This window comes from Psychrobacter glacincola, assembly GCF_904846075.1.
Classification (GTDB): Bacteria; Pseudomonadota; Gammaproteobacteria; order Pseudomonadales; family Moraxellaceae; genus Psychrobacter; species Psychrobacter glacincola_C.
Genome location: NZ_CAJGZH010000003.1, coordinates 526,845 through 542,562, shown reverse-complemented (window position 1 = coordinate 542,562; position 15,718 = coordinate 526,845). Strand labels below are relative to the sequence as shown.

Below are 15,718 nucleotides of genomic sequence, written 5' to 3'. Positions count from 1 at the left end.
AAAACCTACGCTAAGCAGTATGAATCAAACGTGATGAATTGTTATTAATCATTATTAGAGACTATCTCCATTGACGCCCTCAGCAAACTATGACTAAATAAGAGTAAGGCTAATAAAGACAATATCAATGATAAAATTAACATAGCCTTTAACAATAAAGTCAGCCGTACAAGGAGTGTGCCATGTCTACTATGATTACCGATCGTACCTATCGAATCGCTCGCGAAAATACCCAAGCGATGATAATCGATGTTCAAGAACGCTTAACACCGCATATTTATGACCATGAAAACATCGTCAAAAAAACAGTGACGCTTATTAAAGGTCTACAAGCACTGAATATCCCTATTATGCTCAATGAACAGTATAAAAAAGGGCTCGGCGATACGCTACCTGAAATACGCGAGGTATTAGAAGGCGATAACGCCAAAAGCTTTGAAAAGGTCACTTTTAGCGCTTGTGATAATGATGATTCGTGGCATTATTTAGCGCAGCAAAATCGAAGCATTGTTTTGCTATTTGGCGTAGAGACACATGTCTGCGTACTACAAACAGCGCTTGATTTGCTAGATAATGGTATGCAGCCCGTCATCATTGGTGATGCAGTCGGTTCGCGTTTTCCATATGATAAAAAGCAAGCAATTCGCCGTATTCGCCGTGCTGGGGGCGTGATTACCACGGTTGAAACCATTCTGTTTGAGCTTTGCCGTAGTAGTCAAGACCCTGCGTTTAAAACCATTAGTAACTTGATTAAATAGTTCTTTTATTCAAGATATAAAAAATAGCGCTTACTCACATAAGCGCTATTTTTTATAGTGGTGTTCATTAGCTATAGGTTGGCATGCTCTTTTATAGCGCTCATAAAATGTATAATACTTGCTTATGCGTAAAGGTAAAATGAAGCGCTATATCTTCGTAGAAAAATTAAGAGAAAATTTATGCCATCAACCAAACCCCTTTTATTAACCAACCCAACGCTTGCCTCAAACATTGATATAGATCATGTCACTCATTTCTTATTAGAGCTTGATGCGCTTAAACGTATCAATCGTCGTAGCTATGTGACGCATACCACACGCAAAGAAAACTCTGCCGAACATTCATGGCATTTAGCGATGGCGTGCTGGTCTATTGCTGAACAGTTTGAGCTAGATGTCAATCATGAAAAACTACTCAAGATGGCATTGGTACATGACTTGGGTGAGATTGACGCAGGCGATACGTTTTTATTCGCAAATAGTCGTAGCGAGGCGCACATTGAAGAACGTGCAGGCATTGCTCGATTGCAAGCTGAGCGTGGCAATGGCATCATGGATTTAAATGAGATTTGGGAAGAGCAGGAGACGGGTAGCAGCAATGAAAGTCAGCTGCTTAGAGTGGTTGATCGCTTATTGCCGTTTTTATTGAATTTAAATACCAATGGGGAAACATGGATTGATGCTAACGTCACGTGCTCGCAAGTGACTACAGCACTTGCTTTTATCAAAGACAGCTTTCCTCCCATTCATGATTGGCTATCAAAAAATATCGACTATGCGACCCAGCAAGGGTGGTTGATTGATGCTTAAATAGAGCCATTATTTTGCCGTTTACATGTTTGCAAATATTCATCTTTTTCAACTAGTAAAGCATTTAGAATTAGCTAAATGAGCGATTAAGTACATTATAGAGAGAGAGAGTATTAAATGAGAATCACTGGCACTTATAAGGTTTTTGCTAAATCGCTCGTCTTTGTTAGCCTATTAACTTTGGCGCAACTAACTCAGGCTGCCGCACCTATTAGTAATGGTGACAAGTTGGCGCACGATGCCAAAAAACAGATCGGCATTACCACCAGCTATGATCCTGCTTACCGCAAGTTGGATTTTCCGCGTGGCGATGTACCGATAGAAACTGGCGTCTGTACCGATGTTATCGTCCGTGCTTATCGCTTGCAAAATATAGATCTACAGCAATTAGTCAACCATGATATGAAGTCAAATTGGTCGGCTTATCCAAAGACTTGGGGGCTGAAATCAACCGATAAGAATATCGACCATCGCCGAGTGCCCAATCTTGAAGTGTTTTTTGCGCGTCACGCAAAGACATTATCGACGACTGATAAAGCCAGTTTTCAAGCAGGCGATGTGGTGACGTGGCGGCTACCGAATGGTAATTTGCCGCATACAGGTATCGTCTCTGATAAAGTCGCTGCGGATGGTACACCGCTGATTATTCACAATATCGGACGCGGTACGCAAGAAGAAAACATCTTATTTGCTTATCCTATTCTCAAGCACTTTCGTTATTAACTACTTTTTTTATTAACTACTTTCATTATTAAGCTAGTATGTTGCGATAAGATAATTACCCACAATAAAAAGCTCAGTTCAGCATAAATTAGGATGCTGAACTGAGCTTTTTTGAGTCGTTAAATCGCTTGTCTATTGAGTGTTAGCGACACCCAGTAGTTGTCCCATTTTTACCACACTATCGGCTTGCATACTGTCTTGCCAATCTGCTTTTGCGCCTCTTGGTAGAATGACAATTGCGGTTGAGCCTAAATAAAAACGACCCAGCTCATCGCCTTTTTCAAAGCTCATATTGTGCTCAGCTTCTTGAATATCATCAGTGCGGGCAATTTTACCAGTCGCCACCGTTTCGATACCAGCGACAATCATTGCCCCAACCATCACCACCGCTGCTTTACCATATGCTGTATCAAACAGACAAACCAAGCGTTCATTACGCGCAAATAAGTCTGGCACATTTGCCGCCGTAGTATTGTTGACCGAAAATAGCGTGCCCGGTACATAACGGGTTTTGGTCAGAGTGCCGGCGAAGGGCATATGTACACGGTGATAGTTACTGGGCGCAAGATAAACCGTCGCAAAACTGCCATCCGCAAAATAGCGCCCATCTTCACTGTCAGCAAGCAGTTGACCAACATCATAATAGCGCCCTTTTGCTTGGAGCAATTTATGGTCGTCAATTTGACCCAACTGCGAGATAATACCATCGGCAGGACTGACGATACCATGAGGCGTCATGTCGATAGGGCGCGCGTCTTCTTTTAGCTCACGGGTAAAAAAGTCATTAAAGCTCTCATAGGCGTTGAGACTTTGGCGCTCATACTCGTCCAAGCTGACATTGTAGGCTTTAGCAAAGCTACGGATAAACGTGCGTTTAACATAAGGATGGCGGCTAGCGGCTAGACGCCCAGCAACTTTACTCAGTTGCTGCTGCGGGACAAGCTGTTGTAAAGTAGTGAATACATTCATAATGAGGCTACCAAAATAGGGTGTGATGTAATAATTAATAAGCAAGAGAATGGCCGTATTTTATCATGGACGGCGTATTATTGTATGGGCATAATTGGTAAGGAGTCCGTAAATGAAAGCACTTATACAGCGCGTACGCCGTGCTAGTGTTACCGTCGATGCGCAGTGTGTTGGTACGATTGAGCAAGGCATATTGGCTTATATTGGTTTAGGGCCTGATGACGACCTAACAAGCGCCCAGCGAATGGTGGATAAAATCCTCACCTATCGTATTTTTGACAATGATGATGATCCTGCCAAGTACGGCAAACTGGATAAAAATGTCCAGCAAGTTGGTGGCGGACTGTTATTGGTATCACAGTTTACGCTAATGGCAAAAACAGACAAGGGTCGTCGCCCTGACTTTGGTGGTGCGATGGCACCTGATGCGGCGCAAGCGTTGTTTGCGCAATTGGTCGCTTATGCCAACACGCAACATTCAAACGTGGCAACTGGTCAGTTTGGCGCTAATATGCAAGTGTCGAGCGTCAATGATGGGCCATTGAATTTCTTGTTAGAAGTGAATTGAGTAAACTAAGCATTAGCCGTCACGAGACTTATGAAGTGCTTAAAAGTTGAATGTCATTAAACTGTCATAATTACCCCGTTTAATAGGGAGTAGCAGGCGAGCATTTATCGCCTTTTTTGTCAGCTAAATGTTGTCCTCTAACACTGAGAATGCCGTATGTATAATGAGCAAATTTTGATTGTTGAAGATGAACCTGCGATTCGTGAAATGATCGTCATGACGCTAGAGATGGCGGGATTTGATAGTCTGCAGGCAGCGGATGTATCTGAGGCGCACCAACAAGTGGTCGATCACCGCCCTGCGCTGATTTTGCTAGATTGGATGCTGCCTGGTGATAAAAGTGGCATTGATTTTTGCCGATTGCTCAAAAACGATGAGCTACTCGCTGAGATACCAGTCATTATGTTGACGGCTAAAAGTGAAGAGGACAGCAAGGTGCATGGCCTTGACGCTGGGGCTGATGATTATATGACCAAGCCTTTTTCGACACGTGAGTTAATATCCAGAATCAAAGCAGTATTGCGTCGTAGTAACGCGCTCAGTAGTGATAAACCTATCGAAATCGGCAATTTGAGCCTTGATCCCAAAAGTCAGCGAGTGACAGCGGCTGGTAAAGTGGTTGATGTTGGTCCTACGGAATATCGATTATTGGCATTTTTTATGAGTCACCCAGAGCGTGCCTATACGCGGACGCAGCTGCTAGACCAAGTATGGGGCGGTAATGTATATATCGAAGATAGAACCATTGATGTGCATATCAAACGTTTGCGGACATTATTACGACCGCATCAATGTGATACGTTGATACAGACAGTACGCGGGACAGGCTATCGATTTTCTAGCTTTATTGAACCAATTTAACGGACGGTTTTTTATTCGCTATAAAAGCAGTATGTCAATCGTAGCACAGTGAGAAACGGCGAATAGTGATAAGGATGATGGATGAACACCCTAATATCGGCTCAAGGCGACCAACAAAATAAGTCACTGCTAGCGACTCAGCAGAATACAACGGATCAACTCAAAAAAATTAGAAGCGCACTACGCGCATTGCGTGATGCGGTGGTTTTGCTCAATGACGATGATGGGCTCGAATGGTGGAATCAGGCCGCCGAAGATTTAATGTTGTTACAGTTGTCAGATAAAGGTAAGTGCATTTTTGACTTTATTAGTGCGCCTGAATTTCGTCAGTATTATCAGGCGACGACCAACCCTAACGATGGTGCTCAGGATGGTGTGCACATTGTCTCGTGGCGCGCGCCCAAGCGTTATCTAAAGTGTGAGCTCACGCCTTTTGGCGATGAGAAGCTGCTCATTATTTATGATGTGACGCGCTTGCATCATTTGGAGGAGATGCGCCGCGATTTTGTGGCGAATGTCTCGCATGAGTTACGCACACCGTTGACCGTCATGATGGGCTATCTAGAAAATTTTTCGGATCAGCCAGATATGCCGCCGCATTGGAAGCGCGGGTTTGAGCTGATGAGCCAACAGACTGCGCGTATGAATAGAATTGTAAATGACTTATTGCTGTTATCTCGCATCGAAATCGAAGAAACCCATGAGCTCAGTTATATTGATATGACCAAGCTGCTGACCCATGTTTATGATGATGCGCAAGCGTACAATCAAGAGTATGGGCATACCATTCACTTGCAGATAGATACTTATGACGGACTGTATGGCTCAGAGATGTATCTAAATAGCGCGCTTTCTAATCTGGTGATTAATGCCATCAAATACACGCCCAAGGGCGGTAATATCGCCATTAGTTGGACAAAAACGTCAGAAGGTTGCCGATTTGCCGTCGAAGACAACGGTATTGGTATTGCACCTGAGCATATCGCACGGTTGACGGAGCGCTTTTATCGTATTGATAAAGGTCGTAGTCGGGCGACTGGCGGCACAGGGCTAGGTTTGGCAATCGTTAAACACGTTTTATATCAGCATGAAGCCAATTTACAAATTGAATCAGTAGAAGGGCTGGGCTCGACGTTCAGCATGGTATTTCCAGCTGCCCACATTAGATCAGCTGCGATACCCTAATTTTTTTGTAAAAGTGGATAGGGGTTCACTGCACTGCCGCTGATATAAATACCGCAATGCACATGTGGCGGCGTACCTTTTGCATTGCCACTGTCGCCGACGCAGCCGATGATATCGCCGGCATTAACCCAGTCGTTTGGACTAATATCTGCATAATCTTCTAAATGCGCATAATAATGCCCTGCGCCGCCTGGTCCAACCACGACCACCACACGACCGCCTAACGTATTTTCACCAACTTTGCTGACGATGCCTTGTGTCGTGGCTCGTATTGGTGTGCCTCGTGCGGCAAAGATATCGATACCTTCATGACTGCGACCTTGACTGCGTGCAGCGCCCCATGTATCTGTTAGATGTTGTTCTGGAAGTGGACTGGGTAAGCTGTTTTCCGTCGGTAGTTCTTGCTGTAACAAACTGAGCTGTTGCCATTTTGCCATCACAAATGACTGAGTTTGTTGGCTGATACTGGGTAAGAGCCTATCAAATACAAATAATAGCATCAACAATACGACCGCTTTCATGAGTACACTGAGTACACGGCTTAAAAAGGTTGGCCTTTTCTTTTGTTTTAATTGTGGATTACTGTCATCTGCTGGCATCTATCTCTCTTCAGTTTTTTAAATGGACTTCAATTGATATTATATAAGTGAAGTTATCTATTCTTTGTATGCCATTGTTATCTCAGGTTTTTATCCCCATAAATATAACGTTTCTTTTAAAGTTTACGTATTTTTAAAACGTTACATAAAATACCAATGTTGCTATCTATTGTTGTTATCTATGGCTGAATCTTTATGACTGACACTGCGCTGATTATCGATACCGAAACCGACCAAGGTCGTGATCCGCGTCCGATTCAAGTGGCGACTATTAATGCGATGACGGGTTTTGAGTGGATGAAGTACTTTAATAGTGGTCGTTCTATATCACCAGTTGTCATTAGAATTCATGGCATTACTGATGATGATGTCGCTGGTCTTGAGCGCTTTGATTTAGAGGCGTTTGAGTTACCGCAGTATTTGATTGGTCATAATGTCCGCTTTGATTGGCGGGTTATTGGCAGTCCGTCTACTAAGTTGATATGTACGGTTCGGTTGGCGCGTGTGGCTTTTCCAGAGTGGAGTGCTTATGGTCAGTCCAAATGTATCGAGCAATTATTAGGCAAAGAGGAAGCAAGTAGGATGACGATTGCCGCTCATGATGCGCTGGGTGATGCACGTATGTGTTATCTGCTTTATCAGGCGTGTTGTGAGCGCCTAGCCATTGCACCGATGGATTTTGCTGCTGTCCATGCTATCGCTAATAAAGCCAATCCAGTGAGCAAAATGCCCTTTGGCAAACATAAAGGCACGCTGATTAAAGACGTGCCCATCAGCTACGTAAAATGGATGCTGGGTAATATCCATAATATGCAGCCGTCGCTTTATTCTGCATTGACCAAGCGTGTCAAAGCAGAGCAGGTAGCAAAAAATACACCAGAATAAATACCTTTATTGATGCTTAGATGGCTTAAAAAAGATTGGATTTATGGCTGATTATTTATCCAATCAACCGCCATTTGCCAAAGCTGCGGTGCTTTAGCGTTGGTTCTGCTACTAAAATAGCGCATATGACCGATGCTTTTTAGACCAAAGTCTTTGGGATCTAAAAAGTGCTTTTCGACTGGCATTTTAGTAAAAACACGAATCATATCATCCATATTTTTGCTATTGGCAATGTCATCATCACTAAACCCCAGCCATAATGAGGGCATAGTAATGTCATTGTAAAAGTGCTTTTGTATACTTTTGCCAAAGGCTGTTTTGATATAGCCTGCGCCATTACACCATTCGCGCCACTGCCGAGACACGCCCCGTGGTAGCGGTTCGCCCATACCAATTTTATCTGACGGCGTGTACCCTAACGCCAAGTTGGCGAGTGGAATAAAGGCATCCATAAAACCCATCGCTTTGAATTTATAGGGCATGCTCATATTTTTAATACGACCTGATGAGCAGGCGACATTGAACACTGAAGCGAGCGCACTATAATTTGGCATCAAACCTATCAGCTGACCGCCTGCACTATGACCAATTAAATGATAAGTGGCGTCGGCAAATTCATCTTGCAACGCATCAAGGACGGCTGGCATATCATGGCGACCCCAGCTAATCAGCGATGCATCGCATTTAGCCAATGCAGACGACAGCGATTCACCAATGCCTTCATTGTCAAAGGTTAGTACACCAAAGCCATTTTCTGCTAAGTGAGTGGCAAAATTGTGATAAAACTGGCGCTTGATACCCGTTGCTGGCGCGATCATAACCGCTTTTTTTACCTCATTTTTAGGGTGATAGACAGTCGCTGCCAATGCCTGATTGCGCTCAGTCATGATACTCAGTGAATAAATATCCGTCTGATACTGTTTATTTTCCATGCTGTAACCTTCATATTGTTAGGGTTCTATGCGGTGTGGAGTGGTTATTTATTTGCAATTATTTATCAATAATCTGCTCTTAAAATGTAGTCATGACGTAGTGATAAACCGCTTAAATTAGCTGATAGCCACCTGATAGCATCGCTTATGTTAAGATAAATGCTGGCAAGCAAGGCGTTCAATTGTGACTTTCAAGTTCTATGCTATTTATCTGGGGTGGTATTATCCATTAGGGTTTTAACGAGTATTTAACAAAAACAATCGATATAAAAATTAAGGAAGCTATATGCAAATGAAAATTAACAATGACACTTATGAAGTCATTACCAGTCAAGATATTACCAATATTGAAAAAGCAGTGGATAAATCAACGTTAACGATGCCGTTGGTAGCGGTTTATTGTGGTTCGCGTTTGGGCAATAATGAAGTCTACGAGCAGGCAGCCCGCGAGTTGGGTAGTGCGCTTGCTGACAATGGCATGGGTTTGGTCTACGGCGGCGCGAGCATCGGGCTGATGGGTGCCGTTGCAGATGAAGTGATTCAAGGCGGCGCACAAGCGGTCGGTGTGATTCCAACCTTTATGCTCAAACATGAGATTGCTCATGAGCAGCTGACTCGCCTGCATCTGACAGATACCATGCACACTCGCAAAACCGTGATGGCGGAGTATGCAGATGCTTTTATTACCTTGCCGGGCGGGCTTGGTACTTTAGAGGAAATTATGGAAATCGCCACGTGGCGTCAGCTCTATCAACATGAAAAACCGATGATTATTTTGAATATCAATGGTTTCTATGATCGTATGATCGAGCACTTAAAATATACGGCTGACCAAGGTTTTATGAAGCAAGAAGATCTGGAGCGTTTGGTGGTATGTAACACGATTAATGAAGCTATTGAGCTATTAAAAACAGTCGTAAAAATAGACGATGCAGTCGATACTGAAAAAATGGCTGGTAATTAAGAGTACGTATTTCTATAGATGAATACTTTTATATATAAATGTTTTCATCTATAAAAAAGGAGAGAAGGGCTGATCATTAGCCCTTCTCTCCTTTTTTTGTTCAATTTTTAATAGAACGCTTTTTATATCTCAGTAGCACTTGCATCATTAGCCGTGTTGAAACCCTTTAAAGTTGTCTCGCCAATACCGTGATTCACATCAGCCATTGCTAATGGAAAGCCTCGTTGCTCAGCCAATGTACGCGCGACTTTATCAATCGCCATGCTATCGTGTTTTGTCAAATACGCCCAATTATGAGCATAACGATTGCGGTTGGCTGGCGTGTCATGATCGATTAAACCAAGTTCAGTCAATTCATCAACGATTTGGTCGGCAGCAATCAAAGTTGATGATGCTTTGACGTTTTCCGCTCGAGCATAGCGAATATTAGAATACAAGCTTACATCAGCCACTCGCAGCGTATCGTCTTGACCGGGTATTTGCTGCCCACCATATAGCGCGTTACCGACCGTACGTGCGCTATGGAAGGTCGGTACAAATTCTGCCACATAATCAATCGCTTGCTGACTACGCGCTTGTAACGGTGCTTTATCCCAGCCATCTTCGATATAGTGCACATACTGCGGCGGCAGATTAGGTTGGGCGCTGTCTTTGCTAGAGGCCACTAAGCCATCATCGAATAGCGTGATAAATTTGCTCATGCCATGTATTTGAAAATAACCACCGGGGTAAGGCGTGAGTTGTGCCATGCCTTCAGGTGTGCCGCGACTGCCATAAACGATAATCTCTGGTATCTGTCCGCCAGTATCATCCCATTGGGTGATATAAGAAGATTTAAACTCGACCATACGCGTGACTTTGACCCCGACCATGTCGTCGATGACGCCCGTACGAAAACCGCACGCGTTGATTAAATAATCCACTTCGATAGATTCAATTGTATTTTTGGTCTCAGATTCGGTTGTAAGCTTAGTTTCAGAGCTGGCAGCTCGCTGATAATCAATACGCCATTTAGTGACATGATGGTCTGCGTTTGAGCAGTTTTCACAATCAACAGGCATGACTTGCTTAACCTGTGTATCGGTAAAGACGTGAGCATGCTCATAATCTGCTAATGCCAATTGCGCAGAGGCTGCTAAACGGAAAATATTCCAGCCGTACTCTTGCACGACAATCAGTGGAAACTTGACTTTATTTAAGTCCAAATACTTAGCGACTGGTATCATCCATTCATCAACCGAGCGAGGCACAGTGACTTGTTCACGTTCTGACAGCGCAATGAGTTGCTCATGACTATAAAGCTGATAGTAGTTTTCAGGTTCGCCCAACACTTTGTTATTAGCATCTTCGGCGATAAGCTTACGATACGCATCAGTCAAGATATCAAGACGTGGTAGCAAGTCTTCTGGCAAGCCCTCATCGCGAGTTGGTACGGCAAATACTGTTGGGCGAACATCGATGGTATAAGGATAAAGGCGCAATATATCGATACATTGTTTGAGGAGAGCCACACAATCTTCATCAGGAATCTCGCGGTATAGATTGCCGCCAGCATGCAAGTGACACATCGGTGGACCATCAATCAGCGATTTGTTTTTTTCAAATACATAAGTTTCAAGCCCCAATGCCGCAAGGCGGATAGCAATGGTTGCTCCTGCCGTACCGCCACCAAGAATACCGACACGTTTGGCAGAGTGCGCTTGGTTTTTCACTGGGTTTTTAATGAAAGAGTGAGTCATTGTCGTTGTTATATCCTTAATAGCAGTTACAGCAGGTCATGCTCGGTGTATTTGTTAAATGTTTTATTCTAAAATCTTATTTTAAAATTTTTGTCCTAATGGATGTTGTTCTAAGCCGTTTATAACTATCGATATGCGTGCAAAGGACGTCAAGTTCAATATGCATATGAAGCCGCAAGGGTCATATTTGTCATTGTGTAGTAATTCTTAATGTGTATAGAGTATTCTACGAAAAATGACAACCAATATGACGGCAAATACGTAAGTAGATACGTGAGTTTTGTCAATGAATGGCTATGCCAGTTTAACCAATTTGCAAATATATAAGCTTTTGTAAATTTATATATGGATAGAAACGACTGTGCTGTTGCATATGCTATATTAAAACTGCTCAAAGTCAGCAGTAGGGTTTTTTTGCCGTTTAAATCGTCTGGCGATGAGAAAAATCCAAATAAAAACTTATGATGACAATCACAATCAAAATGACAAGGAAGTTATTATGAAACGTATGCTTATATTATCGGCTCTCACCGGTGTTTTAACGCTTACTGGTTGTACTACGTTAAACAATGTATTCGGCAATGATGATTCTGGCATGCATGATGTACAAGCCACCAATAAAAATACCGCGCCAGTCGCGAGTAAAAACGGCATGTTAGTCGATGCAAGCAATCACATGACCTTATATACCTTTGACAAAGATGGGATGAACAAATCAGAGTGTGGTAGTGCCTGTCTAATTGCTTGGCCCGCATTTATGGCACCGAGTAATGCCAAAGCGTCAGGGCAGTTTGCAGCGTTTCAGCGCGAAGATGGCAAGTATCAATGGGCGGTAAATGGTAAACCGTTATATTTCTATGCCAATGATACAAAGGTGGGCGATAAAGATGGCGACAATAAACTGGGCGTTTGGCATATCGTCAAAACCAAGTAAAGTAAGCCCATTGTCTACCGAAATGAAAGACAATTAGCATTAAAAAAGCAGCCATTGTAATGGCTGCTTTTTTATTGGTTTGAATGATTAGAATCGTAAAATAACGCGATCAAATATCTGCCAAAGCTTCCGCTTGTTCAGTCTCCAAGATACTTTCTTTAGTAGGCTCTTTTCTATATAAAGGGAAAAAGTCGGAGCGTAAATCATTTTCGGTGAACCAGCTATCAGCGACTAATGCTTCGTATTTTGCTGGATTAACGACGAGTCTATAGGTTTTGAATAACAACTCTTGTGAGCTAAACCCTTTTTTATACTCGTATAAAGAATCTAGATTAGAGCCTACGCCGCCGCCAAGATGCAGTAATTTATAATGATTGGTTCTGCCCCAATCACGAGCCACATGGGTAATGAGTTTGGAAGGTTGTAGATGGGTATAGGCGTTGAGCGTGCCTCCGAGATGAAACTGCATAATGCCCGATTCTTTGCAGATTGTGTAGATAGAGGAACCAATGGCTTTATTATCCTGATAGGCAGTTATCAGTAGTATTCTGTCTTGCAGATTTTCGAGCAAATTAAAAAAGTAATCATCATCAAAGAAGTAGTACTGATCTGCCTTCACCTGCGCCATCGTTTCTTTGTAAATATTGGAAAACATCACTGCATTCTCTCTGGTTAAACGCTCAATTTTTGTCACGACATCCATTTTTAAGGCTTTTTTAATGCCTCTACGATGACGATTTTGAGTCTCGCTCCAGTGCTCCTCTTCAGATTTACTCAAGTCAGACATCAATGTCAATCCATGAGTGAGTGCTTTGCCGACCGTTGGTAGCCATTCTTTATTGATGATTGGATGCAGTCGCATGAATAAAGACACACAGCCTTTTGCTAAGAGAAAACCCCTTACTTCTGCCAATATTATGTCTAATTCGGCATCAGTGAGAGACTTATCCATGACAGGACCGCCGTAACCATAAGTAGAAGTCGCATCCCAATGCTCTGAGTCGAGTTCTCTTATAATGAGAGGCAAAAAGATCTTTTTATTGTTATAAGTGGCAATCACTCCTTGAGGAGTGCCTTTATCGACAATAGCTGACGCAGCAATCCAACCAGATAAGTGATAAATATCAAAGTGATAATCAGCGATGTTTTTATCCCAGTCTTTATTTATCTCGGTAAAGTCTACCTGTACTGTATCCATCTTTCTGCTCCCTCAGCGTTATGTTTTATATTCGTAAATCCGTATATATGAATATAACAATAAAAACTGTGGTTAACAAGTAAATGGAAAGTATTTATGCGATTTATTGAATATATATAAATGTCGAGTGAGTTGATTCATTATTGTCAAAAAAGCAGCCACTATGATGGCTGCTTTTTTTAGGGTATGTAGAGGAGGTAGCGATTTGTGCTTGGCTAAAAATTAGACTTATTTAGATTTTTTGTTGGTTTGCGCTTTTTTCTCTATCAACTCACCATCGATTTGGATCGGGACATTGGTGGTAATGCCATCTGCGAAAGCTGTCATACCATAGGCTGCGCGATCAATATTACCCGTTGCACGGAAGCCAATAACTGGTTCTTTGGTAAGAGGGCTGTTGGCGATTTTATTCAAAGTCACATCCAGAGTTAATGGTTTGGTTTGACCTAACATAGTAAAGTCACTTGTGACCTTGGCTTGTTGCGGATTTATAAATTTTACGCTGGTTGATTTAAAGGTCATGGTTGGATATTTGGCGACGTTAAAAAATTCAGCCTTTTTTAAATGCTCATCACGTGCATCCCAATTGGTGTCAATGCTATCGGTTGCAATGGTGAAGCTCATATTGGTTTTATTGGGTGCTTTAACATCGTAATTAACGACCCCTTTGACGTCGTTAAAATGACCCATGGTGGTCGAAAATCCTAAGTGATTGACAGAAAACCCCACACGGGTGTGCGAGTCGTCTAATTGCCATTGACTAGGCAATGCCGCACCTGCAACAGTAGTGAGTGCCAGTGCTGAACTGATAAGCAGGGCTTTTGCGCTATTTTTCATAACAGTATTTATCATTATATTGTCCTTATTGAGTGTTTATAAATAGTGGGTGCTTGATTAATGAGGCGAAATAAGACGGTATCCATCATCATTAACAAATGATGAATATCAAAAACAAATTATTAACTAAATCTAAATATAAAATGTCTATTGGTTATTTTAATTAATTTAATATTATACTAATATAGCGTGTACCTCTCAACAAAATAGAGATTTTGGTGATAACTTATCACATATATCACTCACAACTGCTGCTTGCGTCTAGCGGTAAAAACCGTTAAAATCGCGTTTTGATTTTCCCGCTGGGGAAAGGCTAAGTGAGCAGAGGAATGGTGTTGGGTGCTGGAATAAGCCAGTGACGCAGCTGCCATACTTATCAATGTCCCTTAGTGCCTCAGTTACGTATGTCATGACTTGTTTGACACATCGTCTAAGATGGTGTTCAAGAGTGCTATACATACATCGGACATAGAGAGTTTATTATGCGTAAAGATATCCATCCTAATTACCAAGAAGTTTTATTCCATGACACTAACGCTGACGTGTTTTTCTTAACTCGTTCAACCGTTAAAACCAAAACCACTCGTGAATACGAAGGGTCAGAATATCCATACTACCCACTTGATATCTCAAGTGCGTCGCATCCATTCTATACTGGCGAACAACGCAAAACTTCTACTGAAGGTCGTGTTGCTAGCTTCAACAAACGCTTTGGTGCATTTGGTGGCCGTAAGAAAGCTGCTGATACTGACGCTGCAGAATAATTCACACCTATTGCGTGATATTATTTTGAGCATGTGTTTTTTCAAACATGCACAGCTATAGTATTAAGAACAAAAAAAACCGCTGACTATTCAGCGGTTTTTTTTGTTTAAATTTTTAGAAGTAACGGCTCAATGGTTCTTAATCAGTCAACTCAGCATCGGAAGGGGAAGGGTTCAGTAACTGTATAATCAACTCTGACAATTGCTGCGCCCAATAGCCATACATGAGGCTGCTAGGATGAAAACCGTCACTGGCAAACATCACTTTGATATCGATTGGAGTACCGTTCGAATGCTCTGCTATCATTCGTGGAAAGTCAGTGGCCATGTAGGTGACACTATCATAAGCGGCGCAAACTTGCTGCAACGTGTTATCAAGGATAGAGGCTTTAGCACCCACAAAGTTACTTAGCGGGGCAGGTATCGCAGGCATTTGTGCCATCGGCGGTAGGCTTAAAAAAATCAACTCTCGCACGCCAAATTTACGCTGAGCGATAGCGATAATACTTTCAATTTGCTGTTGCCATTTATCCACAGAGACTTTAGAGGTGGTGTCGTTGACGCCGACACTCAGCACCATCACATCAACAGGCTGGCTAGGCGCGGGTAGAACATAAAGCCTACGCAAGATATCAAAGCTGGTATGCCCCGTCGTCGCTTGCAATGACCAGTTCAGTATATCAAACTGGTTTTGGATAGCAGACTGCTGCGTCAAAACAGGAATTAAGTTACCGACAAGCGCCTCTTGCTGCGTCTCACTACCGACGCCAGCCGCCGCCGAATCGCCAACGACCATTAGGTTTAATGTTCGCTTGTGCGCATCTTTTGGCGACTCAATCGCGTCATTTAATTGAACTTGCCCGTGCCTTTCACCATTTGGCTCAGGTAGCCGTACCGTATCACGCTTAATTTTGCGCCCTTGATAAAGATAAATAGGTGCAAGCAGTACATCTCTTGCCACCGAGGCGATTTTATTGCTATTTATCATATTG

17 protein-coding genes are annotated in these 15,718 nt (G+C 42.6%); 10 read left to right on the top strand and 7 right to left on the bottom strand.

The annotated features are described in order from the left end of the window. Window positions 1–182: 182 nt before the first annotated feature. From JMW85_RS13475 to JMW85_RS13465, 3 genes are all read left to right on the top strand, one after another. Entirely contained in the window at window positions 183–758 is a 576-nt protein-coding gene (locus tag JMW85_RS13475) for an isochorismatase family protein (RefSeq protein WP_045447933.1), read from the top strand. 180 nt (window positions 759–938) lie between these two features. Beyond that, a complete protein-coding gene (locus JMW85_RS13470) occupies window positions 939–1,568 on the top strand; it encodes an HD domain-containing protein (protein ID WP_055125873.1) in 630 nt (209 codons plus the stop codon). 117 nt (window positions 1,569–1,685) lie between these two features. Next, a complete protein-coding gene (locus tag JMW85_RS13465) occupies window positions 1,686–2,291 on the top strand; it encodes a DUF1287 domain-containing protein (protein WP_055125874.1) in 606 nt (201 codons plus the stop codon). Window positions 2,292–2,423: 132 nt separating this feature from the next. Here the strand turns inward: JMW85_RS13465 and asd are convergent, their stop codons facing one another. After that, complete coding sequence (gene asd / locus JMW85_RS13460) at window positions 2,424–3,260, bottom strand: archaetidylserine decarboxylase (RefSeq protein ID WP_055125875.1); 837 nt, start codon at window positions 3,258–3,260, stop codon at window positions 2,424–2,426. A 112-nt stretch (window positions 3,261–3,372) separates the two neighbouring features. Between asd and dtd the strand changes: the two genes are divergently transcribed. The 3 genes from dtd to phoR all read left to right on the top strand — a co-directional run bounded on the left by dtd (window position 3,373) and on the right by phoR (window position 5,874). Further along, on the top strand, window positions 3,373–3,828 hold the full coding sequence (dtd, locus tag JMW85_RS13455) for a D-aminoacyl-tRNA deacylase (protein WP_045447945.1): 456 nt from the start codon (window positions 3,373–3,375) through the stop codon (window positions 3,826–3,828). A 156-nt stretch (window positions 3,829–3,984) separates the two neighbouring features. Then, on the top strand, window positions 3,985–4,689 hold the full coding sequence (gene phoB, locus JMW85_RS13450) for a phosphate regulon transcriptional regulator PhoB (protein ID WP_055125876.1): 705 nt from the start codon (window positions 3,985–3,987) through the stop codon (window positions 4,687–4,689). An 81-nt stretch (window positions 4,690–4,770) separates the two neighbouring features. Continuing rightward, the gene (gene phoR / locus JMW85_RS13445) at window positions 4,771–5,874 is read left to right on the top strand and encodes a phosphate regulon sensor histidine kinase PhoR (RefSeq protein ID WP_060491897.1); all 1,104 of its coding nucleotides are present in this window, start codon (window positions 4,771–4,773) and stop codon (window positions 5,872–5,874) included. Here the strand turns inward: phoR and JMW85_RS13440 are convergent. Beyond that, the gene (locus JMW85_RS13440; RefSeq protein WP_227681889.1) at window positions 5,871–6,473 is read right to left on the bottom strand and encodes a M23 family metallopeptidase; all 603 of its coding nucleotides are present in this window, start codon (window positions 6,471–6,473) and stop codon (window positions 5,871–5,873) included. The genes phoR and JMW85_RS13440 overlap by 4 nt on opposite strands. 195 nt (window positions 6,474–6,668) lie before the next feature. Between JMW85_RS13440 and JMW85_RS13435 the strand changes: the two genes are divergently transcribed. Then, window positions 6,669–7,358, top strand: coding sequence for a putative quorum-sensing-regulated virulence factor (locus tag JMW85_RS13435; RefSeq protein ID WP_201582097.1), 690 nt, complete (start codon window positions 6,669–6,671; stop codon window positions 7,356–7,358). A 41-nt stretch (window positions 7,359–7,399) separates the two neighbouring features. On the opposite strand, the gene JMW85_RS13430 is transcribed toward JMW85_RS13435, so the two are convergent. Next, the gene (locus JMW85_RS13430) at window positions 7,400–8,290 is read right to left on the bottom strand and encodes an alpha/beta hydrolase family protein (RefSeq protein WP_201582096.1); all 891 of its coding nucleotides are present in this window, start codon (window positions 8,288–8,290) and stop codon (window positions 7,400–7,402) included. Window positions 8,291–8,576: 286 nt separating this feature from the next. Here JMW85_RS13430 and JMW85_RS13425 point away from each other — a divergent pair, with 286 nt between their 5' ends. Beyond that, window positions 8,577–9,254 carry an LOG family protein gene (locus tag JMW85_RS13425; protein WP_045455284.1) on the top strand — a complete coding sequence of 226 codons (678 nt, stop codon included), beginning with the start codon at window positions 8,577–8,579 and terminating at the stop codon, window positions 9,252–9,254. A gap of 122 nt (window positions 9,255–9,376) precedes the next feature. Here JMW85_RS13425 and JMW85_RS13420 read toward each other — a convergent pair whose 3' ends face one another. Further along, window positions 9,377–10,993 (bottom strand): FAD-dependent oxidoreductase, encoded by a 1,617-nt coding sequence (locus JMW85_RS13420; protein WP_201582095.1) that lies wholly within the window; start codon window positions 10,991–10,993, stop codon window positions 9,377–9,379. A 499-nt stretch (window positions 10,994–11,492) separates the two neighbouring features. On the opposite strand from JMW85_RS13420, the gene JMW85_RS13415 reads away from it, so the two are divergent. Then, entirely contained in the window at window positions 11,493–11,927 is a 435-nt protein-coding gene (locus tag JMW85_RS13415; RefSeq protein WP_045447953.1) for a COG4315 family predicted lipoprotein, read from the top strand. A 109-nt stretch (window positions 11,928–12,036) separates the two neighbouring features. Here the strand turns inward: JMW85_RS13415 and JMW85_RS13410 are convergent, their stop codons facing one another. Together JMW85_RS13410 and JMW85_RS13405 are read right to left on the bottom strand one after the other, a co-directional pair. Further along, entirely contained in the window at window positions 12,037–13,125 is a 1,089-nt protein-coding gene (locus tag JMW85_RS13410; RefSeq protein ID WP_201582094.1) for a peptidoglycan bridge formation glycyltransferase FemA/FemB family protein, read from the bottom strand. Window positions 13,126–13,353: 228 nt separating this feature from the next. After that, window positions 13,354–13,977, bottom strand: coding sequence for a YceI family protein (locus JMW85_RS13405; RefSeq protein ID WP_201582093.1), 624 nt, complete (start codon window positions 13,975–13,977; stop codon window positions 13,354–13,356). Window positions 13,978–14,444: 467 nt separating this feature from the next. Between JMW85_RS13405 and JMW85_RS13400 the strand changes: the two genes are divergently transcribed. Continuing rightward, window positions 14,445–14,726: a type B 50S ribosomal protein L31 gene (locus JMW85_RS13400; RefSeq protein WP_011281173.1), complete on the top strand. Its 282-nt coding sequence runs from the start codon at window positions 14,445–14,447 to the stop codon at window positions 14,724–14,726. Between the two features lie 139 nt (window positions 14,727–14,865). On the opposite strand, the gene JMW85_RS13395 is transcribed toward JMW85_RS13400, so the two are convergent. Then, window positions 14,866–15,714, bottom strand: coding sequence for an SGNH/GDSL hydrolase family protein (locus JMW85_RS13395; protein ID WP_201582092.1), 849 nt, complete (start codon window positions 15,712–15,714; stop codon window positions 14,866–14,868). Window positions 15,715–15,718: the final 4 nt, after the last annotated feature.

What these genes read in the sequence shown, in the direction of transcription:
- JMW85_RS13425 (WP_045455284.1), top strand. Translation starts at nt 8,577, where the DNA reads ATGCAAATGAAAATTAACAATGACACTTATGAAGTCATTACCAGTCAA.
- dtd (WP_045447945.1), top strand. Translation starts at nt 3,373, where the DNA reads ATGAAAGCACTTATACAGCGCGTACGCCGTGCTAGTGTTACCGTCGAT.
- JMW85_RS13430 (WP_201582096.1), bottom strand. Translation starts at nt 8,290, where the DNA reads ATGGAAAATAAACAGTATCAGACGGATATTTATTCACTGAGTATCATG.
- JMW85_RS13400 (WP_011281173.1), top strand. Translation starts at nt 14,445, where the DNA reads ATGCGTAAAGATATCCATCCTAATTACCAAGAAGTTTTATTCCATGAC.
- asd (WP_055125875.1), bottom strand. Translation starts at nt 3,260, where the DNA reads ATGAATGTATTCACTACTTTACAACAGCTTGTCCCGCAGCAGCAACTG.
- JMW85_RS13435 (WP_201582097.1), top strand. Translation starts at nt 6,669, where the DNA reads ATGACTGACACTGCGCTGATTATCGATACCGAAACCGACCAAGGTCGT.
- JMW85_RS13410 (WP_201582094.1), bottom strand. Translation starts at nt 13,125, where the DNA reads ATGGATACAGTACAGGTAGACTTTACCGAGATAAATAAAGACTGGGAT.
- phoR (WP_060491897.1), top strand. Translation starts at nt 4,771, where the DNA reads ATGAACACCCTAATATCGGCTCAAGGCGACCAACAAAATAAGTCACTG.
- JMW85_RS13420 (WP_201582095.1), bottom strand. Translation starts at nt 10,993, where the DNA reads ATGACTCACTCTTTCATTAAAAACCCAGTGAAAAACCAAGCGCACTCT.
- JMW85_RS13440 (WP_227681889.1), bottom strand. Translation starts at nt 6,473, where the DNA reads ATGCCAGCAGATGACAGTAATCCACAATTAAAACAAAAGAAAAGGCCA.
- JMW85_RS13395 (WP_201582092.1), bottom strand. Translation starts at nt 15,714, where the DNA reads ATGATAAATAGCAATAAAATCGCCTCGGTGGCAAGAGATGTACTGCTT.
- JMW85_RS13465 (WP_055125874.1), top strand. Translation starts at nt 1,686, where the DNA reads ATGAGAATCACTGGCACTTATAAGGTTTTTGCTAAATCGCTCGTCTTT.
- JMW85_RS13415 (WP_045447953.1), top strand. Translation starts at nt 11,493, where the DNA reads ATGAAACGTATGCTTATATTATCGGCTCTCACCGGTGTTTTAACGCTT.
- JMW85_RS13405 (WP_201582093.1), bottom strand. Translation starts at nt 13,977, where the DNA reads ATGATAAATACTGTTATGAAAAATAGCGCAAAAGCCCTGCTTATCAGT.
- phoB (WP_055125876.1), top strand. Translation starts at nt 3,985, where the DNA reads ATGTATAATGAGCAAATTTTGATTGTTGAAGATGAACCTGCGATTCGT.
- JMW85_RS13470 (WP_055125873.1), top strand. Translation starts at nt 939, where the DNA reads ATGCCATCAACCAAACCCCTTTTATTAACCAACCCAACGCTTGCCTCA.
- JMW85_RS13475 (WP_045447933.1), top strand. Translation starts at nt 183, where the DNA reads ATGTCTACTATGATTACCGATCGTACCTATCGAATCGCTCGCGAAAAT.